This is a genomic window from Pseudomonas sp. NBRC 111139 (genome assembly GCF_001753955.1).
Classification (GTDB): Bacteria; Pseudomonadota; Gammaproteobacteria; order Pseudomonadales; family Pseudomonadaceae; genus Aquipseudomonas; species Aquipseudomonas alloputida.
In genome coordinates this window covers 38,375-63,776 of the sequence record NZ_BCBP01000019.1, presented here as the reverse complement: position 1 = coordinate 63,776, position 25,402 = coordinate 38,375, and the positions used below count along the sequence as shown (strand labels likewise).

Annotated in this window: 20 protein-coding genes and 2 pseudogenes; 11 read left to right on the top strand and 11 right to left on the bottom strand. The window is 57.3% G+C overall.

Features of this window, described 5'->3' with window-relative positions; translation table 11 throughout:
- The first annotated feature begins 11 nt into the window (after positions 1–11).
- Complete coding sequence (locus BJQ17_RS04700) at positions 12–1,355, top strand: MFS transporter (protein WP_070095586.1); 1,344 nt, start codon at positions 12–14, stop codon at positions 1,353–1,355.
- A 20-nt stretch (positions 1,356–1,375) separates the two neighbouring features.
- Positions 1,376–2,965 (top strand): aldehyde dehydrogenase (NADP(+)), encoded by a 1,590-nt coding sequence (locus BJQ17_RS04695; RefSeq protein WP_070095585.1) that lies wholly within the window; start codon positions 1,376–1,378, stop codon positions 2,963–2,965.
- Between the two features lie 87 nt (positions 2,966–3,052).
- Here BJQ17_RS04695 and BJQ17_RS30855 read toward each other — a convergent pair.
- Positions 3,053–3,178, bottom strand: a pseudogene (locus BJQ17_RS30855) (IS30 family transposase); the annotation flags it as partial.
- Between BJQ17_RS30855 and BJQ17_RS31990 the strand changes: the two are divergent.
- Complete coding sequence (locus BJQ17_RS31990) at positions 3,159–3,491, top strand: recombinase family protein (protein WP_256559449.1); 333 nt, start codon at positions 3,159–3,161, stop codon at positions 3,489–3,491. The pseudogene BJQ17_RS30855 and the gene BJQ17_RS31990 sit on opposite strands and share 20 nt — an antisense overlap.
- A 787-nt stretch (positions 3,492–4,278) precedes the next feature.
- Here BJQ17_RS31990 and BJQ17_RS29655 read toward each other — a convergent pair.
- On the bottom strand, positions 4,279–5,829 hold the full coding sequence (locus BJQ17_RS29655; protein WP_169725123.1) for an EAL domain-containing protein: 1,551 nt from the start codon (positions 5,827–5,829) through the stop codon (positions 4,279–4,281).
- Positions 5,830–6,126: 297 nt separating this feature from the next.
- Here BJQ17_RS29655 and tnpB point away from each other — a divergent pair, with 297 nt between their 5' ends.
- From tnpB to BJQ17_RS30850, 4 genes and pseudogenes are all read left to right on the top strand, one after another.
- Complete coding sequence (gene tnpB, locus BJQ17_RS04680) at positions 6,127–6,486, top strand: IS66 family insertion sequence element accessory protein TnpB (RefSeq protein WP_028699721.1); 360 nt, start codon at positions 6,127–6,129, stop codon at positions 6,484–6,486.
- 18 nt (positions 6,487–6,504) lie between these two features.
- Positions 6,505–8,037, top strand: a pseudogene (locus BJQ17_RS04675) (IS66 family transposase).
- Positions 8,038–8,134: 97 nt separating this feature from the next.
- Positions 8,135–8,650, top strand: a complete 516-nt coding sequence (locus BJQ17_RS04670; RefSeq protein ID WP_063423933.1) for a hypothetical protein — start codon at positions 8,135–8,137, stop codon at positions 8,648–8,650.
- 148 nt (positions 8,651–8,798) lie between these two features.
- Positions 8,799–9,125 (top strand): hypothetical protein, encoded by a 327-nt coding sequence (locus tag BJQ17_RS30850; protein WP_139139746.1) that lies wholly within the window; start codon positions 8,799–8,801, stop codon positions 9,123–9,125.
- 312 nt (positions 9,126–9,437) lie between these two features.
- Here the strand turns inward: BJQ17_RS30850 and BJQ17_RS04665 are convergent, their stop codons facing one another.
- From BJQ17_RS04665 to BJQ17_RS04635, 7 genes are all read right to left on the bottom strand, one after another.
- Positions 9,438–9,761: a hypothetical protein gene (locus BJQ17_RS04665; protein WP_139139745.1), complete on the bottom strand. Its 324-nt coding sequence runs from the start codon at positions 9,759–9,761 to the stop codon at positions 9,438–9,440.
- 101 nt (positions 9,762–9,862) lie between these two features.
- On the bottom strand, positions 9,863–10,585 hold the full coding sequence (locus BJQ17_RS04660) for an OprD family outer membrane porin (RefSeq protein ID WP_083285004.1): 723 nt from the start codon (positions 10,583–10,585) through the stop codon (positions 9,863–9,865).
- Positions 10,586–10,702: 117 nt separating this feature from the next.
- On the bottom strand, positions 10,703–11,884 hold the full coding sequence (locus BJQ17_RS04655; RefSeq protein ID WP_060494675.1) for a M20 aminoacylase family protein: 1,182 nt from the start codon (positions 11,882–11,884) through the stop codon (positions 10,703–10,705).
- A 31-nt stretch (positions 11,885–11,915) separates the two neighbouring features.
- Positions 11,916–13,217: an MFS transporter gene (locus BJQ17_RS04650; RefSeq protein ID WP_060494676.1), complete on the bottom strand. Its 1,302-nt coding sequence runs from the start codon at positions 13,215–13,217 to the stop codon at positions 11,916–11,918.
- 294 nt (positions 13,218–13,511) lie between these two features.
- Complete coding sequence (locus tag BJQ17_RS04645; RefSeq protein WP_060494677.1) at positions 13,512–14,432, bottom strand: LysR family transcriptional regulator; 921 nt, start codon at positions 14,430–14,432, stop codon at positions 13,512–13,514.
- 267 nt (positions 14,433–14,699) lie between these two features.
- Positions 14,700–15,965, bottom strand: coding sequence for an integrase arm-type DNA-binding domain-containing protein (locus BJQ17_RS04640; protein WP_060494678.1), 1,266 nt, complete (start codon positions 15,963–15,965; stop codon positions 14,700–14,702).
- A 151-nt stretch (positions 15,966–16,116) separates the two neighbouring features.
- Entirely contained in the window at positions 16,117–17,031 is a 915-nt protein-coding gene (locus tag BJQ17_RS04635; RefSeq protein ID WP_003253946.1) for a LysR family transcriptional regulator, read from the bottom strand.
- A gap of 206 nt (positions 17,032–17,237) precedes the next feature.
- Between BJQ17_RS04635 and BJQ17_RS04630 the strand changes: the two genes are divergently transcribed.
- The 3 genes from BJQ17_RS04630 to BJQ17_RS04620 all read left to right on the top strand — a co-directional run bounded on the left by BJQ17_RS04630 (position 17,238) and on the right by BJQ17_RS04620 (position 21,518).
- Positions 17,238–18,260: a zinc-dependent alcohol dehydrogenase family protein gene (locus BJQ17_RS04630; RefSeq protein ID WP_070095584.1), complete on the top strand. Its 1,023-nt coding sequence runs from the start codon at positions 17,238–17,240 to the stop codon at positions 18,258–18,260.
- Between the two features lie 517 nt (positions 18,261–18,777).
- Positions 18,778–20,163 carry a hypothetical protein gene (locus BJQ17_RS04625; RefSeq protein WP_070095583.1) on the top strand — a complete coding sequence of 462 codons (1,386 nt, stop codon included), beginning with the start codon at positions 18,778–18,780 and terminating at the stop codon, positions 20,161–20,163.
- Entirely contained in the window at positions 20,163–21,518 is a 1,356-nt protein-coding gene (locus BJQ17_RS04620; protein ID WP_070095582.1) for a GntR family transcriptional regulator, read from the top strand. The genes BJQ17_RS04625 and BJQ17_RS04620 overlap by 1 nt, the downstream gene beginning before the upstream one ends.
- 127 nt (positions 21,519–21,645) lie before the next feature.
- Here the strand turns inward: BJQ17_RS04620 and BJQ17_RS04615 are convergent, their stop codons facing one another.
- Positions 21,646–22,947, bottom strand: a complete 1,302-nt coding sequence (locus tag BJQ17_RS04615; RefSeq protein WP_070095581.1) for an MFS transporter — start codon at positions 22,945–22,947, stop codon at positions 21,646–21,648.
- A gap of 66 nt (positions 22,948–23,013) precedes the next feature.
- Positions 23,014–24,327: an L-fuconate dehydratase gene (locus BJQ17_RS04610; RefSeq protein ID WP_070095580.1), complete on the bottom strand. Its 1,314-nt coding sequence runs from the start codon at positions 24,325–24,327 to the stop codon at positions 23,014–23,016.
- A gap of 101 nt (positions 24,328–24,428) precedes the next feature.
- Here BJQ17_RS04610 and BJQ17_RS04605 point away from each other — a divergent pair, with 101 nt between their 5' ends.
- Positions 24,429–25,376, top strand: a complete 948-nt coding sequence (locus BJQ17_RS04605) for a LysR family transcriptional regulator (RefSeq protein ID WP_019437173.1) — start codon at positions 24,429–24,431, stop codon at positions 25,374–25,376.
- Positions 25,377–25,402: the final 26 nt, after the last annotated feature.

Genomic DNA, 25,402 nt, shown 5'->3' with positions numbered 1-25,402 from the left:
AGTGAACGCCTATGAACACCAAATATGCGGAAGCGGAGCTCAACCGTAAGCCTGAAACGGTGGCGAGCTCAAACCCCTTCAAGAAGTACCAGGTCATCACCGTCAGCCTGCTGCTGGTGATCGGCATCATCAACTATGTGGATCGGAGCGCTTTGTCGATTGCAAACACCTCTATCCAGCGGGATATGGGGATTACGCCTTCCCAGATGGGCATCCTCCTGTCAGCGTTCTCGTTGGCATATGCCCTGGCTCAGCTTCCACTGGGTGTGATCATTGATCGCCTGGGCAGCAAGATTTCACTGGGCGCAGCGCTTCTTGGCTGGTCTGTTGCTCAAACTGCTTCTGGCTTGATCAACACATTCTCTGCGTTCATCGGTTTGCGGATCGTGCTGGGTATCGGTGAAGCACCAATGTTTCCTTCAGCTGCTAAGGCACTTTCAGAGTGGTTCGAAGCTGAGAAGCGTGGGACGCCCACTGGGATCGTGTTGTCGTCGACATGCATAGGGCCTTGCATCGCGCCACCACTCTTGACCCTGCTGATGGTCAATTGGGGATGGCGTGGCATGTTCATTGCCACCGGCGTTTTTGGAATCTTGATCGCTGCCTGCTGGTTCGCCTTCTACAAGAGCAAAGAGCGTTTTTTGGCTGAGCTTCCTGCAGAGGAACGCGAACGTCTACTGGCTACGCAAGCACAGAGGCAGGCAGCAATTACAGCAAGGCCCAGCGTGAAAGCTCAGTTGAGCGCGTGGGCTGAGCTGTTCCAGCACAAAAGCACTTGGGGTGCAGTCCTGGGGTTCATGGGCGTGATCTACATGCTATGGCTGCACCTCACCTGGTTGCCAGGTTATTTCGAGCGTGAGCACGGTCTCAGCCTGTATCAAACTGCCTGGATCGTTTCCTTGGCCTATGTATTTGGCGCCTTGGGCACCATCGTCGCTGGCCGTTTCTGTGACCGACTGGTGAAGAATGGGGCCACCGTACTGGGTAGCCGGAAGCTCGTAGTTGTCTGCGCACTGTTCTCAGCTGCTGCATTCACCATCCCTCTGTCGTTCGGCAGTGGCTTCATCCTCAGCGTGGTGTTGCTGTGCGGTGCATTGTTCAGCGTCAACATGGCCAGCTCAACTGCTTGGATGATCGCTAACACAGTCGTGGATAGTCGACGGGTTGCTTCCTTCGGCTCTATCCAGAACTTCGGCGGTTACCTGGCGGGATCGGTGGCACCCATTGTCACTGGCTTCAGCATCCAACAATCCGGCTCATTCGCTTCCGCATTTTTGATCAGTGCTGCCGTGGCATCGGTGGCAGCAATGGCTTACGTGCTTCTTCTGAAGCAGCCCATTTCCACTGACAAGTAACAAGTTTTCGGAGTAGATATATGCAACTCACAGGTGAACAACTAATCGGTTATCGAGCGGTGCGCGGCGAAGGCCGTGAACTCCTTGCGATCAATCCTAATAACCAACAGTCTATTCCAAGCCCTGTGTTCAACTGCGCAAGCGCAGCTCTGGTTAACGAGGCCTGCGAGCTGGCCGAACAGGCGTTCGACTCGTTCCGCTCCGCTGCACCTGAATTGCGTGCCCGTTTTCTCGAAGAGATTGCGGAAGGGATCGTAGGCCTGGGCTCTACATTGACTGAGCGTGCTCACCTCGAAACCGGGCTGCCCATGGCTCGACTTGAAGGCGAGCGGGGACGCACCGTCGGTCAGCTGCGGCTTTTCGCATCTGTTCTTCGCCAAGGCCGTTGGCAGGATGCGACACTCGACTCGGCTCTGCCAGATCGTCAGCCGCTTCCACGCCCCGACCTGCGCATGTGCAAAATTGCGCTGGGGCCTGTCACCGTCTTCGGTGCAAGTAATTTCCCGCTCGCTTTCTCTGTCGCAGGTGGCGATACCGCTTCCGCACTGGCCGCAGGTTGCCCTGTTGTCGTGAAAGCACACCGCGCTCACCTGGGAACCTCCGAGCTCGTAGGGCGAGTGATCCAGGAAGCTTCGAAGCGCCTTGAATTGCCTGAGGGAACGTTCTCGCTGATTGTCGGTGATGGCAACGATGTAGGACAGCAGTTGGTATCGCACCCGGCTATCAAAGCCGTAGGTTTCACCGGATCACGTAGCGGTGGCCTGGCATTGATGCGGGCAGCGGCTGCGCGGCCTGAACCCATCCCCGTCTACGCCGAAATGAGCAGCATCAACCCGGTATTCCTCCTGCCAGGTGCACTGTCTGCTCGGGCAGAGTCCATCGCCACCGGCTTCATCGACGCTCTGGTAATGGGCGCAGGCCAGTTCTGCACCAACCCAGGCATCGTGCTTGCAGTCGATGGCCCTGACCTGGAAGCCTTCCTGGACAAGGCCGGAGCTCATCTGGGCGACAAGGCTGCGCAAACCATGCTGACTCCTGGCATTCATTCTGCCTATTCGCAAGGGATTGATCGCATCACCAGTCAGTCCTGCGTTCAGGCCGTTGCTTCAGGCCAGCCTGATCTTGGAGCCACACAGGCACAGGGGCATCTCTATCAAACGACCTTCGAAAGCGTGGCAGCCAATGCACAGCTCTTGGAGGAGGTGTTTGGCCCGGCAGCTATCGTCATCCGTTGCCAGAACGTCAACGAAATGCTCGCGTTCGCCAAATCCATCGAGGGTCAGCTGACGGCGACACTTCATCTTGAAGATGAGGACTTGGCGATTGCTCAAGGTTTGGTGCAAGCCATGGAGAAGAAGGCTGGCCGCGTATTGGTCAACGGCTTCCCAACTGGCGTGGAGGTATGTGACTCCATGGTACACGGCGGTGCTTTCCCTGCTACCTCTGACAGCCGCACAACGTCGGTTGGTTCGACTGCAATCGACCGCTTCCTTCGTCCTGTTTGCTATCAAAATTTGCCAAATGTCCTCCTCCCTGAGGCATTGAAGCAAAACAACCCTTTGAATATCTGGCGCCTGGTAGACGGAAAAACCACTGCTCCGAAAGGCTAGAGCAACAAATGCCAGCAGCCACACGCAGCCGTGGCTGCTGGCATCCAATTGATCAAATGGCGGTTGCAGAAGCTGAGTGCAACACGGTCATTGAATTGAAGCTGGAGCATCATGCCGCATAACCATGGCCTTCTGCATCACCTCGCCCATAACTTCGATTGGGCATTTGAAGTCGAAGCGCTTACGCGGACGCATGTTCAGTTGCAGTGCGACCCCTTTCTGGATCAGCTATGTTGATGAGGGATTCATCCTTAACGAACATGCAGAAGCCGTGAAACGTGCCGCAGAACTCTGTTTTGAAATGGGTGCAAGAGCAACTGCCCAAGAATTAAACAAGATGAACTTCCCCAAGAAATATACTGAAAGCATTGTTGGGAAGGTTCTTCGACAGCCCGCCATTTACGGGTCTTTTATCGCTATGGAGTGGGACGAATCAGGTAAGCCGATTCAGGTCAAAAAAGAGATTAAAGGCTATTATCCGGCAGTAATTTCAGAGTCAGAGTTTTATAGAGTCAGAGTTTTATAGAGTCGGCGCAAAATTGAGTGAGCGACAAGACCCAAAACTTGCAGGGCGGAAGTTCGCAGAATTCAAAAGCATCTTACGAGGGATTGTTTTTTGTGCCTGTGGCTCGGGCTTCCGTTACCACGCAAAAAGAGAGTATGTTGACTTGGTGTGCTCGGCCTCATTGGCTGGGCGCTGCACGTATGCATCACCATGAAAAGGCGTCAGATATAGATATGCACGAATAGAGGAAATATTCCTTGCCTACCAATCTCTTATCCCATTTCACAGAATAATACCAAAGTCTAAGGATATTAAGTCGCTGGAAAATGAAAAGCAAGAGCTAGCTGGAAAAATTCTTCAACAGGAAAAATCGTTAGCAAGCAATTTCGACATTCTTACTAATGCCTCGGAAACGGCCAAAAAATACATTCTAAGCAAAATTGAGGAAGTAGCTCACGACTTGGACCAGCTTAAAGCAAAGCATAATGAGATTAGCCTAAGAATTAGTTCGCTGCATCTGGCCAGTAAATCCATGCTTAACGTTATGGAAATTTACAAGCTCCTTTTGAACGAGCCTGGGCGAATGCGAGTAAATAATTTCCTAATCGGTCAAAACGTAAGAATTACTATAACGCCTACTAAGAAAAACATTTCATCATGGATGTTCACTTGGCTGATGAGCACATTGACCGCATCAGTGTCACCCCGAATGGATACACTGCCGAAAAGAAGCCCCATCTCTAAATCGCTACCAGCCCTAAAACGCACCCAATCAAAGATTGGGCACCTTTTAGGGCTAATATAAAATTTATTCATCTGCAAAATTCATCGCTTCACCCCTAGCTCTTTGCGATCTGACTTTTTCAGTAAGTTCGCTAATTGGCAATGCCTTGCTGAATAGCCATCCTTGAACAAGTGCATCAGGACAGAAATCAAGAATTGCTTTTTTCTGAGCTTCCGTCTCCACGCCCTCAAAAATTATTTTTGCGTTTAAAGCTTTTGCTATTTCATGAATCTTTTGCAGCACTACTGCTGCCGGAGAGTCTGTTCCAGCAGCTTTTGAGAACGACTTGTCAATTTTTATAATATCAACATTGAGCCCGGCCAGATAGGATAGGCTTGAATATCCTGAGCCAAAATCGTCAATTAATACTTTATAACCAGAAGCTCGAATGGACTCAATTTTTTGTTCGACCTGGCTAATTTCAGCCGTTGCCCCTTCAAGAATTTCAATTGCAATCTGACTAGCTGATACGCCGTGACTTCTTGCTGTATCTGATATGTGTCGAATTAGACCGCCATCCAGCAGGTCCTTGGTTTCAATGTTAAAACTCAAATATACTCCCGGATGGCAAGCCAGGCCTCTCGAACACTCTTCCAAAGCCCTATTAACAATCAGCTTGCTCAGCTTCTCTTGCAAACCAAGAGCTTCCGCTTTTTGGATGAAGACATTTGGAGGGACTGATCCGAATTTCTTATCGTGCCAGCGCGCCAAAACTTCGAACCCGGAAACCTTGCCGGTCTTGCCATGAACAATTGGCTGATATGCAGTTGATATTAGCCCATTTCTAATAGCGTATTTTAAACGATGTGAAAGTGAGTTTCTAACTCTACGATATTGGTGGGCAGCATAGAAAGCCAACAAGCCCAAAGAACAGCCAGTTAATGCGACAAACAGGAAAAGAGTAGGTTTGCTGGCCTTGAAAACATTTGCTTGAATGTTCGAGCTAACACAAATGTCGTATTTTTCAGAGCACACTCTTGCAGATGCGCTGCTTAGGATATTTCCTTGCTGAAAATCGCCGAACGTGCGCATGATGGTTTTGCCGTCACGAGAGACAATAAATGCATTTAATTCTGCTGGCGGTGATTCAAAAGGTGCAAATGCGGTGGGTGACGTAACCACAAATGAGTTTTCTTTTGCTGAAACATCAATTTTTATTGCGCCGGGAAAATAGCTTGAAGCTGCACTCCACAGCCTAACATTGTTTTTCGTAAGTCTACCCTCACCAGCCAACCTGAAAGCAGGGATTACGCCCCACATAGCGGAGCAAGTAATAGTGTTGTTTTTTATTCGCCCTGCATCTTTTACAAAGCGATATTCATATAAAACTCGTTTTAACGTGTCTAGGTCAGTTAGCCCGCAAGACTCGTCAGAGGTATTGTTTAGCTCATCAAGTGCAGCTGTAAGGTTTCCTGCGACCATTTCGGCATGATTGAGAATAACCTTAGCGTGGGACTCTATCCTGTTATCTGCACTAGCCAACCATAAAAGCTGTGTCACTCCAAATGAGAACAGCACTCCAACTGTCAGGCATCCAGCTAAATAGCACAGAGTGCTTTTTTCGAGCTTTTTCATGCGCACCGCACCACCCATGACTTCCTATTTCCGTCTTATGCCATATCTCTGTGGGGTTGCATAGGGGCTATATGAGCATTTTCAACCATCACGCTATGCGTGACGGCGCTGGACAAATCCAGCGCCAAATGCTGGCCCTAACAAGTCAGGGCCAGCCGGACAAATCCGGCTAAAAACCAAAGCCTCGGACAAGTCCGAGGCGCTGGACAAATGTAAGGGATCCATCATCCCCACATTCCAAGCGTCCACCTGATTCACGATGCTGCGCTCCCGATTTCTTTCTGGAGCCAGCCCACCATGATGCGTCCCGACAGCAAAGTCGAAAAAGTCTACCTCTATCCCAAGTCCGTGGACTTTCGAAAGTCCATCGACGGGCTCACTGCCCTGGTCGAACTGGATATCAAAGTCGCCGTGTTCGACCCGGTACTTTTCGTCTTCCTCAATAAAGCCCGCAACCGCATTAAGGTGTTGTACTGGGAGCGCAACGGCTTCTGCCTTTGGCTCAAGCGCCTCGAAGCCGAGCGTTTCAAAACCTCCCCCGACGCCACCGACGAAGCTATCATTCTGACCGTCCAGGAACTGAATTGGCTACTTGACGGTTTCGATCTCTGGCGCAACCGTCCGCATCAGGTTTTGACACCCCGTTTCGTCGCTTGAGCCGGTATAATCCGGGCCATGATTTCAGTGCCCGATGACCTTCCTGACGACCCTGCCGCGCTCAAACAACTGCTTGCGCAGTTGTTGGCCGAGCGCACGGTCGATAAAGGCCAGATCGTCGATCTTAAATAACAGGTCAAGCTGCTGCGCGACCGACTGTTCAATCGCAAGTCCGAGCAAACCGTCGAGTCCAACACACCCCAACTGGCGTTGTTTAACGAACCTGAAAGCCAGTGGGTACCTGCCGCTGATGATGCCGACGAAGACGTTGTTGCCCCGACCGAGCCGCGTGGCAAACGCAAACCCCTGTCGGCTGACCTACCACGTATTGAAGTCATTCATGACTTGCCCGATCACGAACTGACTTGCGCCTGTGGTTGCCGCAAACACGTGATTGGCGAGCAAACCAGCGAACAGCTCGACATCGTGCCGATGCAGATCCGTGTGCTCAAACACGTACGCAAAGTCTATGGCTGCCGTGGTTGCGAAACTGCGCCGGTCACCGCTGGCAAGCCGGCGCAATTGATCGAAAAGAGCATGGCCAGTCCCAGCGTGCTGGCCATGTTGCTGACCACCAAGTACGTCGATGGCCTACCGTTGCACCGCTTCGAGACGGTGCTGAGCCGACATGGTATCGAGATTCCCCGGCAAACCCTGGCCCGCTGGGTCATCCAGTGCAGCGAACACGTTCAGCCATTGCTGAACCTGATGCGTGACCGCTTGCTGGAAAGCCCGGTGATCCATTGCGACGAAACCAGAGTGCAGGTGCTCAAAGAGCCGGATCGTGATCCGACCAGTCAATCCTGGATGTGGGTGCAGGCCAGTGGCCCGCCTGATCGACAAGTCGTGCTGTTCGATTACACCACCAGCCGCGCGCAGGAGGTGCCGCTGCGCCTGCTGGAGGGCTATCGCGGCTACGTGATGACCGATGATTACGCTGGCTACAACGCGTTGGCGCTACAGCCGGGTGTTGAACGACTGGCGTGCATGGCGCATGCCCGGCGTAAATTCGTCGAAGCGCAGAAGGTGCAGCCCAAGGGCAAGACCGGTCGCGCCGATGTTGAGCTGACGATGATCAACAAACTGTATGGCATCGAACGCGACCTCAAGGATGCCAGCGATGAACATCGATTTATCGGTCGTCAGGAACGACGCCTGCCGATCCTTGAGCAGTTGAAAAGTTGGCTCGACAAGACGCACTCGCAAGTGACACCGCAAAGCGTACTGGGCAAGGCGTTGCATTATCTGGCAAACAATTGGAACCGCCTGGAACGCTACGTCGAGGCGGGCCACCTGCCGATCGACAACAACCTGGCAGAGCGGGCCATAAAGCCGTTTGTGATCGGGCGCAAGGCTTGGCTGTTCAGTGACACGCCCAAGGGAGCCACGGCCAGCGCGCAGATCTACAGCTTGGTCGAAACCGCCAAGATCAACGGCCAAGAGTCCTATACGTGGCTGCGCCACGTACTTGAGCGACTGCCGCATGCGTCGTCAGTAGCAGACTACGAAGCGCTGCTGCCATGGAACTGTTCGCCAGAGATGCCACGGTAACCTTGGCTTCCACCTTGCGGTAGGTGGGGTTCATGGATCGGTTACAGACCTTCGCACCTTGGCGAGCCTCCGTGGTGGCGTTCAGGAAGGACAGCGCATGCTGTTCCTGTTCTGGTCACTCAATTTCATGGGTATGAGCTTCCAGGTCAACAGTATGAACTTTTGGGTTGAGGCCAAAGCCGTAGCAGAGAGGTTCTTCCCCAATGGTGATTGGGAAGAAGCGGCGCTTGGAACCGTGTTTGAGAAGGTCTGTCAGCATTGCAGAGGTGAGAAGGTCGAGTTTAAAGGGGAAAGCTATAAGCCACTCTACACTCCCCGTAATTCAACGCTGATACGTGCTTTCAATATCACGCCGGAGGAACAACAACACATGATTACTATCATTGATCCAGTGGAAAGAGCACGCCGAGGAAAAGAAAGGAAAATATGGGAGCGCAGGCAGCGTGGAACGAGTGAACAGAAGAATAGTGATGCCCGAACTAAGCCATGGGAAAAGTTAGGAGTAGGCAGAACGACTTATTGCAAGCGTAAGAAGTTACAAAGGCAGCAAACTTGGGGGGTTGCAAGTGGGGTGAACTACTTCGTCCTGTTATCTAAGGGGGTACTGCGGTGAGGGGGGTGTAAGTATTATTTGAATCTGCCTTTTAGACATGGTTTTGCTCTTGCAATTTCCAGCACCGAAAGACCATTAAATCATTGTCTTGCTCTTGATTTTTTAACTTTAATCTTTACGATATAAAAACAAAAATATTAGGCATTACATGACATTTAAAATCTACAATCTCACCCTTAACAAGGGACTAAAAAGCGAAATACAGACCAGGCTGACTATAAAGCAGGGCTTTGATATTTATCGTATTGAAAATGATAGTTTTTGGGAGTGTTACGCTGGTGAATGGGAGCGTAAAAGTCTCTCTTATAGTGGTATAACCAATCAGCACTATCTTGGTGATCTCAAATTAGATCGTGTAAGTGCATGCCTCTTTTACTATCAGGTTGATGATCTTCCTACCCTTGCCGTAGTATTTGATAAATTTGTTCATGGTCGTCAGTTTAGTAAAAACCTAAATACTCTTCAGCGTATGTAGTTCGGTGGTGAAAACGAAGAATCTACTCTCAGTTTCAAAAAGCATGAGTTTTCGCTGAATAAATTGGTAGAATGGCATTGGGATAATCATAGCAGGTCGAATATAATAATAGGTAAGGTTTTGGTTACGCCTAAACTACTGGCTGATTTTCAGCAGTCCCTGCTACGAACTGAACAGCAAATAGAAATCCCACCAGAAATGGCCCGAGGGATGTTCTACACTGGAGAGGATGATGCTTTTGCCTTTGGTTAAACAATCCCGTAAGGGGAGCATCTTGGCGAATCCTTCTCCCTCCTAATCCAATAATTTTGCTTAGACCGAGAAAACTTCTCTTCTAAGGTCAATCACCTTTTGGATTTTCTCCCGATAGGTTTTCCAGATGGGTATATCAAAGGATATGCTTTGTTCAACAATCAGGCGTGCATGAGCTTTGCAATGCCCATCAAGAAGTCGCCATGCATCCATTTTAATGCTCAAATCGTCTTGATTAAATATTGCAGGATTGAAAGAAAGGAAAAACTCTAAAACTTTAACCCCTTCGATTCGGTCGGATAGAATTATCTTTTCTAATTCACGAATTGATTTATTGATCTGAATGACTGCGCCTTCATAATCCTTTGCTTTATCCATTGCCACGCACTCCTCTTTTCCCAAGCATATACACAACCTACAAGGCTGTCAATTTATTTGCCATCGCACGAAAGTCTTGGTGAGACAAAAGTTGGAATTTAACTCTATCAGGGATAATAGCCCGTGGGGGCGCGCCAACCGCTCTTGGCCAGGTAATCGGCACCCGCGTAAGCGACCCAGTCGCCGCTGACTCGGCGCGAGCCGAAACTTGGGCTCAAGTCCTGGCTGCCGGCACCGGTTCGTGGCGTGGCTTTGTCGAAGTAACCGGACTTGACCGTCAGCCCCTCTATTTCGTGGCTTTCAAGTGATACCCCATCGTAGGACGACGGCAGTGTTCGAGTGTCGGCATACGCCATGACGGGTGTCTTGACCTGATGCCTGCTAACTTTCAGGACGGTGTCCGAGACGTTGAACTTCAGCAGTGCAATGCCCAGTTTGCTCCAGTCATCGACCACGTTACCGTCCTTGTCCACCAACAGCCGATTGCTGCCGCCTGCGGTTGCCAGTTTGCCGCGCTCGAGCGCCATGGCCGAGTACAGCGACAGATCCAGGCCAAAGCCGACCATGCCTTGAGTAAACCCGGAAACATAATCGAGCTTGAACCCTTCCAGCCATGCCGTGCGGTCACGCACCGGGCGGCGTCCTTCGGATGTCTGGGCGTAATAGTAAGTGTCTTTGCTGGCGATCTCGTGGGAGTACCATTGGCGGGTATTGAGGGTCAGCGAACTGTCCTCTATAAAGCCAGCCTCTTTGGCCTCGGCGATCATCGGCGTCAAAATGAACACGGCCGAAAGCCCTACGACGACTTGGGTCGAACGAACGGTATGCATAACGTGCTTCCTTATGGATCTTTTTATTGTTGTGAAGGTGCAATCACGCTCGGTCGCCGCGAATGATGTTTGCGACCCAAGGGCGCTCTGCGCATCGGCGAAGAGCGCCCACGCCTTTCAGCTGTGCAGGTAACCCTGGACTAACGCCACCCAGCAGGTGGCCCCCAGTGGAATGACGCGGTCATTGAAGTCGTAATGATCGTTGTGCACCGAACAGCCGGTGAACTCGCCATTGCCATTGCCGAGGACGAAATAACAACCCGGCCTTGCGTTGAGCATCCAGGCGAAGTCTTCGCTGCCCATCAACCGCACCGGCATTTGCTTGAGCACGTTCTCAGCGCCCAATACCGCCTCGACCACGGTGCGCAAGCGTTCGGTCTCGGCTTCGCTGTTGACCAGCACCGGGGCCAGCAACTGGTAGTCGATCTCAGCGCTGACCCCGTAACTGGCGGCTTGGCCGGCGACGATTTCGCGGATGCGCCGCTCCACCAACGCGCGGATTTTTGGCGTGGCGGTACGCACGCTTACTTGCAGGCAAGCCGTTTGCGGGATGATGTTGTAGGCGCTACCGGCGTGCACGGTACCGACCGTGATCACGGCCGCATCGTCCGCGGCAAGGTTGCGTGAGACCACGGTCTGCAAGGCGCCGATGATTGCGCCCAGCGCGGGAACCGGGTCGATTGCCCGCTCGGGCATTGCGCCATGCCCGCCGCGCCCGTTAAGGGTGATGGTCACACGCTCCGAAGAGGCCATGAAGCCGCCGCTTTGCACCACGGCTTGGCCAACTTCAAGGCCAGGCATGTTGTGGTAGGCGTACACCGCGTCGCAAGGAAAGCGCTTGAACAGGTCATCCTCGATCATCAGCTTGGCCCCGGCCAAGCCTTCCTCATCGGGCTGGAAAATCAGGTTCAATGTGCCATCGAAGCTCGCCGAACGCGCCAGTTGTTCGGCGGCGGCCAGCAAGGTAGCAGTGTGGCCATCATGACCGCAGGCGTGCATGCGCCCTGGGTGCTGGCTGGCCCACGGCAGGCCGTTTTTTTCCAGAATTGGCAGGGCGTCCATGTCGGCGCGGATACCCAGGCTACGCTCGCCGTCGCCGCGCCTCAGCACGCCCACCACGCCGTGGCCGCCGATACCGGTGTGAACCTCGTAGCCCCAGCCGCCGAGCATCTCGGCAACCAGCGCTGAAGTGCGCGGGGTGTCGCCGCCCAGCTCGGGCGCGCGGTGAATGTCCTGGCGGATCAGGGCGAAATGGGCTGCGCTGTCTTGCAGTTCATTGATGATCTTGAAAATGCTCATGGCTGAGTCCTTATTGGCGAATGAGTGAGGTTCAGGCGCGGCCTGGGTGTTCAGGGAACAGCCGCAGCGCGGCCAGGCTCAGCGCTACGGCGCCAATCAGGTAGGCCGCCGGCGTCAGCGGGTTGCCGGTCAGGCCGATCAGCCAGGTCACCAGCAGCGGCGAAAAACCACCGAACAGGGTGACGCCGAAGCTGTAGATGATCGACATGCCGGTCACACGTTGCTCACGTGGGAAGGCTTCCATCAGCAGGGACATGAACGGTCCGATGCCGACGGCCAGCGGCATAATCAACAGCACGATGGCCAGCATCATCAGCAGCGAATTGCCACTGCCCAACAGCAGGAAGGAGGGGTAGACCATAATCAGCGGCATGCCCATGGTCCAATACAGCATTGGCTTGCGGCGGGGCATGCGGTCAGCCACGCGCGCAGCGATCGGCGGCATGATCGCCAGCAGGGCGCTGGCCAAGCCGACCAGGGCGAAGGCGGTGCTGGCTGGATACTGCAGGGTACGAATCAGGTAGGTCGGCATGTAGAACACCACCAGGTACATGCTGACCGTAGAGCTGGCCATCGTCGCGATGCCCAGCAGCAGGGTGCGCCGTTGGGTGTTCAGCAGCTGGCTCAGGGGAGTGGCTGCATCGCCTGGGGCGTGGGTTTCATCCAGGTGGCGGCGAATGTACCAGCCTACCGGGCCGATCAGCAGGCCAATCACGAAAGGCACCCTCCAGCCCCAGACTTCGAGGGCTTCAGGGCTGAGCAGGTGGCTCAGCAGCAGCCCACTGAGGGCACCCAGCAACGCCGCGGCGCCCTGGCTGGCACCCTGCCAACTGACCATGAAGCAGCGGTTTGCGGTGGTGCCGGACTCCATCAGAAACGCCGAGGCAGTGCCCACTTCGCCACCGGCCGAAAGGCCTTGCAGCAGGCGCCCGAACACCAACAGCACGGTGGCACTGATGCCGATGCTGGCATAGGTTGGGCAAAAGGCGATGATTGCGGTGCCGACGGTCATCAGGCCAATGGTCAACGACAAGGCGGCCTTGCGCCCGTGACGGTCAGCGACCCGGCCAATCAACACACCGCCCAGTGGGCGCATCAGAAAGCCCACGGCAAAGGTTGCCAACGACAGCAACAGGCCGGCGAAGGCTGAATCGCTGGGGAAGAACAGTTTGCCGATGATGGCGGCGAAAAAGCTGTAGACCGTGAAATCGTAAATTTCCAGGGCATTGCCCAGGGATGAGGCAATGACCACCCGGCGCATGTCAGGCGAGGTTGGCTGTGCACGTGACTGGTCGGCTGTCGCGGAGGTCGCACTAGCGGTTGTGGTTTTCATTCTGCTTTCCTGAACCCATCTGCTTGTTGTGCCGCCAGTTTTGAGGCTTGCCGGAATATCTGCACTTGGCATTTCTGCAAGGCCCTCACAAACGGTACAGGCGCAGGTGTCCTGCAGCGCTGCGTGGGCAGCCTGCTGGGCAGATTCGACATCATGTGCACCACGCGTGGGCAGAAAGTGTTTCGATTGGTAGCTTGTGCAGTTAATACGGGCCAGAAAAGGCGTGTAATCCGGATGACGCAGAGCTTTGCCGGCGCGTTCCTCAAGGTCTTGAGTATTGGTAAATCCGGGTGCCTAGGGCTGCTGTGTGGCGGTCTCCAGCGACTGGCGCAGCAGGCCGTGTAACAGGCTGGCGGTAGTGGTCAGGTAGCTGCGGTTGATGCACACCAGGTTGATGAAGTAGTCCGGTATCGGCTCTTGTACCTGAACCGTGTGAAAGTGCTTGGACATATCGCTTAAGCCAACCAGGTCATGCCCCAGCGCCGGCTCGCTGATGGGCATCACCGCATCGCTGTCGATCAGCATCTTGACGGCGAGGTTCATGGCCGTGCATTCAATTACCTGACGGGGGCGGGCCAGGGCGCTACCCTGGAACAACTGGTTGAACTGTGACTGCGCATCGCTCAACGGGTCAACGCTGATCCAGGTGGCTTGCTGCAACTGGCGCAGGGATTTGACATGGCGCAGCGGGTGGTCCTTGCGTACCACCACCACGCCCGCGAGCCTGCACAGCGGCTGCCAGTCCAGGCCAACGGTGCTGGCCGGCAGTTGTGAGGTCAAGGCAAAGTCCAGCAAGCCGTCGCGCAGGTGTTGCAGCAGTTGCGTCGGGCGCATTTCCAGTATCCGCAACATGACCTCGGGATGTTTCTGCTGGAATGCCAATAGCACTTGCTTGAGGGGGGCCAGCAGCGCTGTCACCGGAGTAACGCCCACGGTAATCTCGCTGACCACCTGGCCTTTCATGTCTTCGATTTCCTGGCGCGCACGGCGCACGCTCTCCAGTGCTTGGCGGGCATGCCCGAGCATGCGCTGGCCATATTCGGTCAGCTTCATACCCTTGTTCGAGCGCACCAGCAATGTGATGCCCAGTTCACTCTCCAGTTCCTTGATCGCCCGGCTTAGTGCCGACTGAGTGAGGTGCAGGACCGCCGATGCGTCTTGCAGGCTGCCGGTTTCGTGGATGGAGACCAGCGCGCGAAGTTGATGAAGTTTCATTATTTTCCTAGCGATGTAGCTACGCTTTTTACCGGCAAGTGTGCCAGATCGACCCTTTGGGTGAGAAGCACGACTGACCCAGTAAGGCTAGCAGGGCGATTCACTTGCTAGCGTCGAAAGATGAGTCCAGAATCAAGGCTATTCCGCTTCCAGGAATGACGTAAAAACCCTTTGCTTTCAACAGCTCGCAGGCCCGATGCGAGTCTCGTTTCCCGCTTCGTATCATCGTTTTCAACGGTGATTCAACTCCCGCATACGAACCTGAACTTACTCAGCCAGTGCGGCATTCTTGCGTAACCGATCTAAGTAATCCGTCCATTGCTGTGCGGCCTCCCGACGCTGCGGCAGCAACTGCGCGCGGGCATACACGGCACCCAGTGCACCTGGCATGCGGTGTGATAACGACAACTCCAGTACAATCGGATCGATACCTAAATGTTCGTGAGCGATAGTGCGGTAGGTGGCGCGGAAACCGTGCGCAGTGATGCGGTATTCCGGCCAGATCCGCTGGTAGGCCTTGGCCAGAGATGTGGCGTCAACTGGATAGCCTGGGTAGACCGGCGATACAAAGACCCAGCCATTGCCCGCTTCATCCACCACCCGCCGTTCATGTAGTTCACGCAACAGCACAAGGGCTTGCTCCGGCAGTGGCACGATGTGTTTGCTCTTATCCAGATGGCGTGTTTTCCCTACGACATAGCGCCAGTCGGCGCTGACCAGATCGATGTCTTCCCAACGCATTTTCACCAACTCGCCGGGGCGAACCGGCAGCATGACCAGCAAGCGCATCGCAGTGCTCACGCTGCTCGGGCTGAGCTCATCCAGACGAAGCAGAAGGTGGCCCAAATCGGCTGGTCGTTCGATCGCTGGATTACTGGTCACCACATGGCGAACCTTGAGCTCTTCGGTGTTGCTCAGCGCCACGTTACGCTCCACCCAGCCACGGCCCTCAGCGAAACCGAGCACGGCACGGATGATGGTACGCACGCGCTTGGCCATGGCCAGTGTGCGTGCTCGGCGCAGGGTAGCGATGATCTCGATGATGTGGTCCAGTTTGATCTCGCTGACGGGAATGTTGCCGATCGTGGGCAGGATGTGATTGTTCAAAGCGCCGCGAAAGCCCGCGAGGGATTTGCTCACGAGGTCGTGCGACTTGAAGGCCAGCCACTGTTCAGCGACGTAACTGAATGTGCGTTCCTCATTGAGTAGCTGATCGGCGATTTTCTTGCGTTTGGCCTTCAGCGGGGCGACGTGATGAGCTACGTTCTGGCGCGCGGCTCGGGCCAAGTCGCGGGCGTCTTTCAAGCCAATGTCGGGATAACGGCCGATCGCGTACACGTTCTCCTTGCCGTTCAGGCGATACCTCATCCGCCAGTATTTTGCGGCAGGCTTGTTCGACTTCTGCGAGGCCTGAACATGCAGGTAAAGACCGGGTACCTCGCCGTCGGCGTACTTGCCGGGTTCAGCAATGGCACGCAAGAAGGCATCGCTGAGTTTACGCCGCAATGCAGGCGTGGGGAGGGAAGTCGTCATGTGCGGGTACTTTTTTTCGAAATGTAAAAAGTACCCAAAAATATACCCGCAAGCGCATTGGAAATGAGCGGAATACGACGGACGGCCTTAGACGCAGGATCAGGTTAAGATACTGATTTTATTGGTGTTTGCGGATCTTGATGGAAGTCAGTCACAAGCTATCGGGATCCCCAAAGAACATCTGTATCCGCGACCGCAGCCACCGCTCCGCCGGGTCATTGTCCTGTGCCCCGCGCCAGGCCATGTGCAGTTCGAAACTGCGCACGGGTATCGGCAGATCCTCAGCCCGCAGGCCGCCGGCGGCCGTCAGTGCATCCGCCGTGTAGTCCGGTACCGTAGCCACGATATCGGTGCCTGCCAGCAAGCTCCCCAGCCCGTTGAACTGCGGTACCGCCAGCACCACGTGGCGCTTGCGGCCGATTTCTTCCAGGGCTTCGTCGATGAACCCGGACAAGTCCCCGGCAAACGACACCAGCGCATGGGGGCGGGCGCAGAAGTCATCCAGGGTGATGCTGCCGGGTACGCTGTCGGCGCGCAGCAGTTTCGGCATGCTGCGGCGCAGCACCTTGCGCTTGGCGTTGGCCGGCAGTTCGCTGGTGTAGCTGACCCCCACCGAAATCTCGCCCGAGGCCAGCAGGGTTGGCATCAGCAAGTAGTTGACCCGTCGCACCACCAGCACGATACCGGGCGCTTCGGCGCGAATGCGCTTGAGCAGTTGCGGCAGCAAGGCGAACTCGGCGTCGTCCGACAGGCCGATGCGGAACACCGCATTGCTGGTGGCCGGGTCGAATTCGGCGGCGCGGCTGACTGCAGTGGAAATCGAATCCAGTGCCGGTGACAGCAGGGCGAAGATCTCGTGGGCCCGTGCCGACGGCTCCATGCTGCGCCCTGTGCGCACGAACAACGGGTCATCGAACAGATTGCGCAGGCGCGACAGCGCCGCGCTGATGGCCGGTTGGCCGAGAAACAGTTTTTCTGCGGCACGGGTCACGCTGCGCTCGTGCATCAGCGTTTCGAACACGATCAGCAGGTTGAGGTCTACACGACGCAGGTCGTTTCGATTCATCGGTGCGCTTCGCCTAATGTGGGGCAGAGGTGAATCTTAAGGCCAAAGGCTGTTACCCTGCACGGGTTTAGGGGGACCAATCGCAGGGAAAGTCAGGTGCCCAATCGATGACAAGCATGTCGACTATTAATGCCCACTGATGGTCTAACGGGCAAAGCCCGGATAGAGTCAGTGGTAATTAGAGGTTCACAAAGGCGAGGTATGCGATGTCCCGCATGATCCGTTTCCACAAGTTCGGCGCTGCCGACGTGCTCCGTTGCGAAGAGCAGGCCGAACCGTCACCCGCTGCCGACGAGGTGCAGATCCGCGTCGAAGCGGTTGGCGTCAGCTGGTATGACGTGCTTTGGCGCCAGAATCTGGCACCGTCCCAGGCGCGTCTGCCAGCGGGGATCGGTCACGAAATGGCCGGGGTGGTGACTGCGGTCGGGGAAGGGGTCGATGACATTGCCGTCGGTGATCGGGTCGCCAGCTTCCCGGCCACCAGTGCCAACGATCACCCGGTGTACGGCGATGTCATCGTACTGCCCCGTACAGCCATCACGCGCTACCCGAATGTGCTCACCCCGATCGAGGCCAGCGTGCACTACACCCCGCTGCTGATCGCCTACTTCGCCTACGTCGACCTGGCACGGGCCAAGGCCGGGCAGACAGCACTGGTCACCGATGCCAGCCATTGCGCCGGGCCTGCCTTCGTGCAGCTGGGCAGGGCCCTGGGGCTGAAAGTGTTCGCCGCCACCAAGGAAGCGGCGCAGCGTGACTACCTGCTGGGTTTGGGCGCAGACAAAGTGATCGTCACCGAAGAGCAGGACCTGCTGCTGCAGATTGGCAAGTACACCGATGGCCGTGGTGTGGACATGGTGCTCGACGGCATGGGCGGCCCGCAGATGTCGCTGTTGGGTGATGTGCTGGCGCCGCGTGGCAGCCTGGTGCTGTACGGTCTGCAAGGCGGCAACCAGACGCCGTTCCCGGCCTGCGCGGCATTCCAGAAGAACATTCAGTTCTATGTGCACTGCATCGGTAATTTCACCGGCAAGCCAGAGCTTGGCATCAGCCAGGACCAGGTGGCACTGCAGCGTGCCTTGCGCGATATCAACCAGTTCACCGCCGATCAGCTGCTGACACCGCAGATCATCAAGGTGTACCCGTTCGAGCAGGTGGTCGAGGCGCATCGCTACATGGACCAATGCCCGTGCGGCGGGCGCGTCGTGCTGGACATGTCGCAACACTGACGGTGGATGGCGCAAGCAGAAAACCCGGGCAATGTCCCGGGTTTTTTATGCGCGGAGTAAAGTGTTTCAACACTTAAAGTAGGACTGTTCCTACAATAACCCCAGATGTGGACTACATATAAGTCCGTAGCTTTCGGGCTGTCAGAAATATCCCGGCAAATAATCAGCCTTGAACGCTTTTGCCTTGCGAGTCACTGTGAGCTGACACGGATGCTGAATGGTTTTTTTACCCTGAACTGTATCTTCAATTCATGCTGCCTCCCTCTCGATAATGGCCCAATGATAGTTTGTGCAAGGAACGTGGGATGAGCATGGCTATGCCTGATATAGAGCAGCATGTGGCAGCGACAGGCCATCGCAGGGGTGGTTTCTTCTCGATGGCTTGGCGACAGTGAAGGGTTACGTCATTACTTTCATTTTGTTGTAAGAAATTTCTTCTAGGTAAGTTCGGCGCATGTTCACGTTCAAGTGTTGGGTACCGCATGCGCTGGCTGCATGAAGTTGATGAGGTGATTGCGTGACTGCTATTCACGACCAGGCGATGCATTATATCTACCAGCAAGTACTCGAGCGCTTGTTGAACCACATGTCCCAGGCCCAGCGCGCTTCCTTGCAGTTGCTGATACAACGCCTGTTGGTCGCTGCAGGCGGGCCGGAGTACATCGGTACTTTCAGCTTGCAGGTATTGCAAGGGAGCGACCGCCATAGCAGCCGGCTGCTGGCCATGTTGCGTGCCGCGCAACTGAGCATTGCCCTGCGTTCGCCGGTAACCTTCCAGCTGCGGGTATTGGTGGTCAGCCTGCCGGTTGCCGATAGCGCCACGCTGGAAGCTCACGAGCGCAGTTTTAGCGCGTTGTTCATGCAGGATGACCCGCGGGTGCAATTGCAGATGATCGAGGGGTGCGCAGTGGTGCCGTTCAGTCGTCGGCACTCGGTAATGCCTGAGCGCTGGCTGCTGGCGAGGGACGCGATGTTGATGTTCGGCCACATGATCGATGCCAGGCCGGAAGCCCTGCTGGGCTGCCGCCTGCACCTGGAGCTGGCGGGGGCCGTGGTTCAGGCGCTGCAGGCAGCGGTGCCTCCCGATGCGTTGGTCACCGCCATGCCCGGGCTGCAGCGGCGCCGATACCTGGCCTGGGCCCGGCGTAGCCTGCGCCTGGCCGGCGTGCGTGGCTCGCATGCAGTGCACCAGTGCCTGGCGGCGCTGGCCCAAGGGCTGAGCCGATTGCACGGTGCTGTTGGGGGCGCACCGGGTGGTCAGCACGAGCCGGTTCCAGGCGCCGTACCGGAGCGCGCGCCGGTGCGGCTGATTGCTATTGATGACCTGTTGCCGCACTTGCTTGAAGAGCCGCAGCTTGACGCGATGCTGGGTTGTCACTTCGAGACGGCTGCGGATGCTTTGCCGCTGTCCGAATTCGTTGACTCGCTAGCCACGGCCCAGCTGCATGAACTGCGCGCCCGCAGTCTGGAGCCGCTGGCCGGGCGCCCAGCGCTGAGGCTGGCAGGGCAGGCGGGCGGCAGCAAGCAGCGTGACGCCGCGTCGTTGCTATTGGGCAAAGCCTACGGCATCAATCAGGCCCAACTGGTGTGCCTGCTGTTCAGCCCGTTTGCCAGGCAGGGGAAAAACCTCGAGCGGTTCTTGCAGTGTCGGCACGCCGACATGGTGGTGGCGTTGCCGTACCTGCACAGGGCCTTGCAAGGCAAACCCTGTCCCGATGCAGTCAAAGCCTGGCTGGTGAATACCAGTGGCTTGCCGTTGGGGCAACTGCGGCAAATTTATGATGGGCAGTTGCCGCTGGCGGGATGGCGCCTGCTTAACAACCTGGCCCGCCGCGATGTACACCTGAGGCTGCTGCCGCAGCTGACGTTGGGGCGGCGGCGTGGTGTTGCGGGGCTGCCTTGATGGGGCGAGCGGCCCCAGGCGAGTTCGCGTATCGCAAGGTGTATCGCTACCTGGAAGCGTTGATCGAACAAGCTGCAGGCGTTGGCACATGCCGGTTGCCGTCATTGCGTGAGCTGTCCCGGCGGCTGCGGGTGTCGTTGGCCACGGTACAAAGTGCCTACAGCCTGCTGGAAGAGGAGGGCCGTGTACACTGCCTGCCGAGGTCGGGCTATTACGTACAGAACGGTGGCAAAGATCAGGCTGTGGCCGTGGCCCGGCAGCCTCCCTTGCCGACGCAGCCACTGTTGGAGCGCATGCTGCTTGGTCACGAACGGCGTTTGGCCCGTCAGCGTGATCGCAGCGTTGCGTCCTGGGAAGCGCTGGGTAGCGCCCGTTTGCGCAGTGCCGTGGCTGAGCGATACACCCGCTGCTCCAACCAGTACTGGCATGCCGATGACGTCCATCTGGCCCCCGATGTGCTCGCGTTGCTGGAGACGCTGCTTGCGGCGCTGGCCCTTCAAGGTGGTACCGCATTGGTGCATTCGCCCTGTTGCTGGCAAGTGTTGCGCGCCCTGGCGCGTGCCGGCATGCGCGTGCTGGAGGCACCACTGGATGCCCGTGGCAACCCCGAGCTGCACGCGTTGGCCAGGCTGCTGGGTAGCGAGCCGGTAAGCCTGCTGGTCATGCCGTCTTGCCTGGGCATGCCACAAGGGCGGCTGGTTTCCCCGTATTACCAGCAGCAGCTCGGTCTTTTGCTTGGCCAGCACCCTGTATGGCTGCTGGAAAACGACCTGGACAGCGAGCTCTGTTTCGACGGGCCGCCGAGCACACGCCTGCGTGACTGGATCGACCCGCGCTGGCTTCTGGTGATGGGCACGTTCGAGGCCGCAGTGGGGGCAGAGGCGCCGTATGCCTATTTACTGAGCTGTGACACCGTGTTGGCCAAGGCATTCGCTGAACGGGCGTTTCGGCTTGCGCCGCTACGTTTGCAGGCGCTTGCTCACATGCTCGGCAAGGGGGAAATCGAAACGCAGCTGGTACAGCAACGCACAGACTTGCAAAGGCGTACGCAATACCTGGCGCATGTACTGCAATCGCAATTCGGCCAACGGGTGGTCTTCGACATGCCGCAAGGTGGGCAGATGCTGTGGGTGAGCTTTTGCCAGCCGCTGGCGTGGGACGGTATTGCCGCAGCGTTGGCAGGTTCTGCACTGCACGCACTGCCGGGCGAGCAGTTCGGCCTGCCGGGGCATTACCCTCAATACCTTGCTCTGATCTGGCTGGGTGGACGCCCGGATGAACTGCAACTGGCGGTAAGGCGACTGGCGCAGGCGCTTGAGGTGCGCTGCGGGCGAAACACCCGCATCACAAGTTGAAATCAAGACGCTTGCAGGTGCTGCCAAGTGCTGCGAGAGGGCCGACAAGTGAAATGACGGCCTGAAGATCTCAAGGCTCACTCGCAGCACAAAGAGCCACCGGCAGGGGGCGTAAATTGAGTACGCCTCAGGGTTGCTCTTGCCCTTGACGCAAACGGGTACTGACCAGCGCCGCACATACCAGCAACGCTGCAATGATCCACAACCCGTTGCGGGTGCTGCCGGTGGTCTGCTCGATCAGGCCCATCACCGACGGCCCGACGAAGCCGCCAAACAGACCGCAAGTGGTGACGAAGGCCAGGCCCGCCGCCAACGCACTGCCGCTCAGTCGGCTGGAGGGAAAGACGAAGATGATCGACTGCACCACGAACAGCATCAGCGCGGTCAGGGAAAACCCGAGCAGGCCGATGAACGAGTTGGCCAGCGATGCCAGCAGCAATCCGGCCGCCATGGTCAGCAGGCCAAAGAACAGCAGCGTGCGGCAGCGGCGTGGCGAGGTGGCCAGGCGTGGGAAGGTCGCTGCGCCAATGGCTGCTGCAATCCACGGCACCGCTGTAAGCAGGCCGACCTGGAAGGGCGAAAGCGCAGCGTAGGTGCCGATAATGCCCGGCAGGAAGAAAATCACCGTGTAGATGGTGATCTGGTGCACGAAGTAGACCACGATCGCCAGCCAGATCTGCCGGTCGCGGAACATCTGCCCCAGCTTGCTCTGCTGCGGTGCGGCCGCCTGCTCTGCGGCCAGGCGGCGCTCGATGTCCTGGGCGTCGGCAGCCGTCAGCCAAGGTGCCGAGGCTGGACCGTCCGGCAGCTTCTTCCACACCACATAGGCCAGGGCTACGGCAGGCAGGCCTTCGAGCACGAACAGCCATTGCCAGCCATGCCAGCCCAGTACACCGTCCAGCTCCAGCAGGGCACCGCCCAGCGGGCCGCTAAGGATGTTGGCCAGGCACACACCCAGCAGGAAGTACCCCGTGGCACGGGCGCGTTGTTCGCGGTCGAACCAGTAGGTCAGGTACAGCATTACCCCGGGGAACAGGCCAGCTTCGGCGACCCCCAGCAGCAGGCGCATGATGTAGAACGAGGTTTCACCCTGAACGAAGGCCATGCCTGCCGAGAGCAAACCCCAGGTAATCATGATACGGGTGATCCAGAAGCGCGCGCCCACCCGGTGCATGATCAGGTTGCTGGGCACTTCGGCCAAGGCATAGGTAAGGAAGAACAAGCCCGCGCCCAGGCCATAGGCGGCTGCCGAAAGGCCCAGGTCGATGCCCATGCTGGCTTTCGCCAGGGCGATGTTGGTGCGGTCAAGAAAGCTCATCACGTAGACGACGATGAGCAGTGGCATCAATTTGCGTAGCAGCAGGCCGTTCAAGCGCTGCTCATGGGTGGTGGCAGGGGCGCAAGCCGCTGCGCGGGTGAGGGTTGTCATTGTTTTTTTCCCCGTGAAAAGTGCTGGTGGTGTGCCGCGCAGCAGCGGCACACTCAGGTCTGTGGGTCAGGAACGGTTGATGTCGAGCCACACTGCGCCGTTGGGGTACTGATAACGTTCCAGGGTCTCAGCGTGCATCTCGATGCTGTAGCCAGGGCGTTGTGGCGGCATGTAGCGCCCGCGATGGATCACCACCGGGTCGATGAAGTGCTCGTGCAGGTGGTCGACATACTCCAGCACCCGGTTGTGCAGCGAGGCAGACACCGCGATGTAGTCGAAAAGCGCGATGTTCTGCACATACTCGCACAGCCCGACGCCACCGCCGTGCGGGCAGACCGGCACGTCGTACTTGGCGGCCATCAGCAGCACGATCAGGACCTCGTTAAGGCCGCCCAGGCGGGCTGCGTCCAGCTGGCAGAAGTCCAGTGCACCGGCCTGGAACATCTGCTTGAACATCACCCGGTTGTGGCAGTGCTCACCGGTGGCGACACCGATTGGCGCAATGCGCTGGCGAATGGTGGCGTGGCCGAGAATGTCATCGGGGCTGGTCGGTTCTTCGATCCAAAGCGGTTCGAAGGCGGCCAGGCGGCGCATGTTGGCCACCGACTCTTCGACGCCCCACACTTGGTTGGCATCCATCATCAGGGTGCGTTCCCAGCCTATTTCGTCGCGCAGGATGCTGGCGCGGCGGATGTCTTCTTCCAGGTCGGCCCCGATCTTCTGTTTGATGTGGGTCCAGCCGTCTGCCACGGCCTCGCGGGCCAGTTTGCGCATTTTCTCTTCGCTGTAGCCCAGCCAGCCCGGGGCAGTGGTGTACCCGGGGTAGCCTTCACGCAGCATGTGTGCTTCGCGCTGGGCTTTGCCCGGCGCCTGGCGGCGCAGCAGGGCGATGGCCTCTTCGGGGGTGAGCACGTCGGTGACGTAGTTGAAGTCCAGGCAGCGCACCAGCTGCTCTGGCGTCATGTCGGCCAGCAGTTTCCACACGGGCTTGCCCTCGTGCTTGGCCCACAGGTCCCACACCGCGTTGATGATGGCGGCGGTGGCCAGGTGGATCACGCCCTTTTCCGGGCCCAGCCAGCGCAACTGGCTGTCGCTGACGGTAAAGCGATGCCAGAAAGCGCCCATGTCGGCGCTGATTTCTTCGAGCGTAAGCCCGACGATCAAGGGGGCCAGCGACTGCACCGCTGCCGCGCATATCTCGTTGCCACGGCCAATGGTGAAGGTCAGGCCGTGGCCTTCGAGGGCTGCAGCGTCGGTGTGCAGCACCACGTAGGCCGCCGAATAGTCGGGGGCACTGTTCATGGCGTCGGAGCCATCCAGCGACAGCGAAGTGGGGAAACGGATATCGCGAACGCTCAGGTGGGTAATGCGTATGCTCATGGTCGACTCTTGTTCTGTTCAGGCACAGGGAGAGCTGACTGTAGGTTGTCGAGCGATACAGGCATAATCGCCAAATCTTAATCAGTGATATCGGATTCGATATGTCTCGCTTGCCACCTGACAAGGCCCAGGCGCCTGCCAGCCTCGGTGCCTTGAAGATTTCCAGCCGTCAGATCACGTTGCTCAATGCCCTGGGCGAATTCGGCAACCTGCGCCGCGCCGCCGCCGCGATGCACACCACGCAACCGGCCGCCAGCCTGTTGCTACAGCAGCTCGAGGAGCGCCTGGGGGTACGTTTGTTCGAGCGCCTGCCCCGGGGGATGCAAGCGACGCTGTATGGCGAGGTGATGATTCGCTATGCGCAAAACGCATTGCATGAGTTCGATCATGCCCAGGCGCAAATCGCCGAACTGGCGCGCGGGGCGTTGGGCCTGGTGCGGGTGGGCAGCGTCATGGGCCCGGTACCGGGCGTGCTGACCAAGGCGGTGCTGGCCTACAAGCGCGACCAGCCCAAGGTGCGTATCTCGCTGGAAGTGGGCACCAGCGACACCTTGCTGCCGGCCTTGCTACGCGGTGATTTCGATATGGTGGTGGGGCGCCTGCCGGACCAGAGCGACAGCCAGGAACTGAATATCGAGCTGTTCGACGGCGGTGAGCAGATGCGCGTAATTGCTCGCGCAGGTCATCCCTTGGCGACAGCCACAGGGCTGCAGCTGGCCGACCTGGTGAGCTTGACGTGGATCTTGCACCCCATCGGCAGCCCGATGCGCCGTCGCGTCGAAAGCGCATTGCAGGCCGGCGGCATGGTGCAGTCGCTGGATATCGTCGAAACCGCTTCGATCCTGGCGACCACTGCCATGCTCGAAGCGTCCGAAATGATTGCGGTGGTGCCCAATGACGTGGCCCAGCATTATGCCCGCTATGGCATGGTCGCCATCCTGCCGGTGGAGTTGCCACTGGCGATGGCCAACCTCGGCGTGCTGACCCTGCGCTCGCGGCCCAACTCGGTTGCCCTTGATACCTTGCTGCGCTACCTGCGGGCACAATAACTTTCACCTGCATGAGGCCCTGCGTC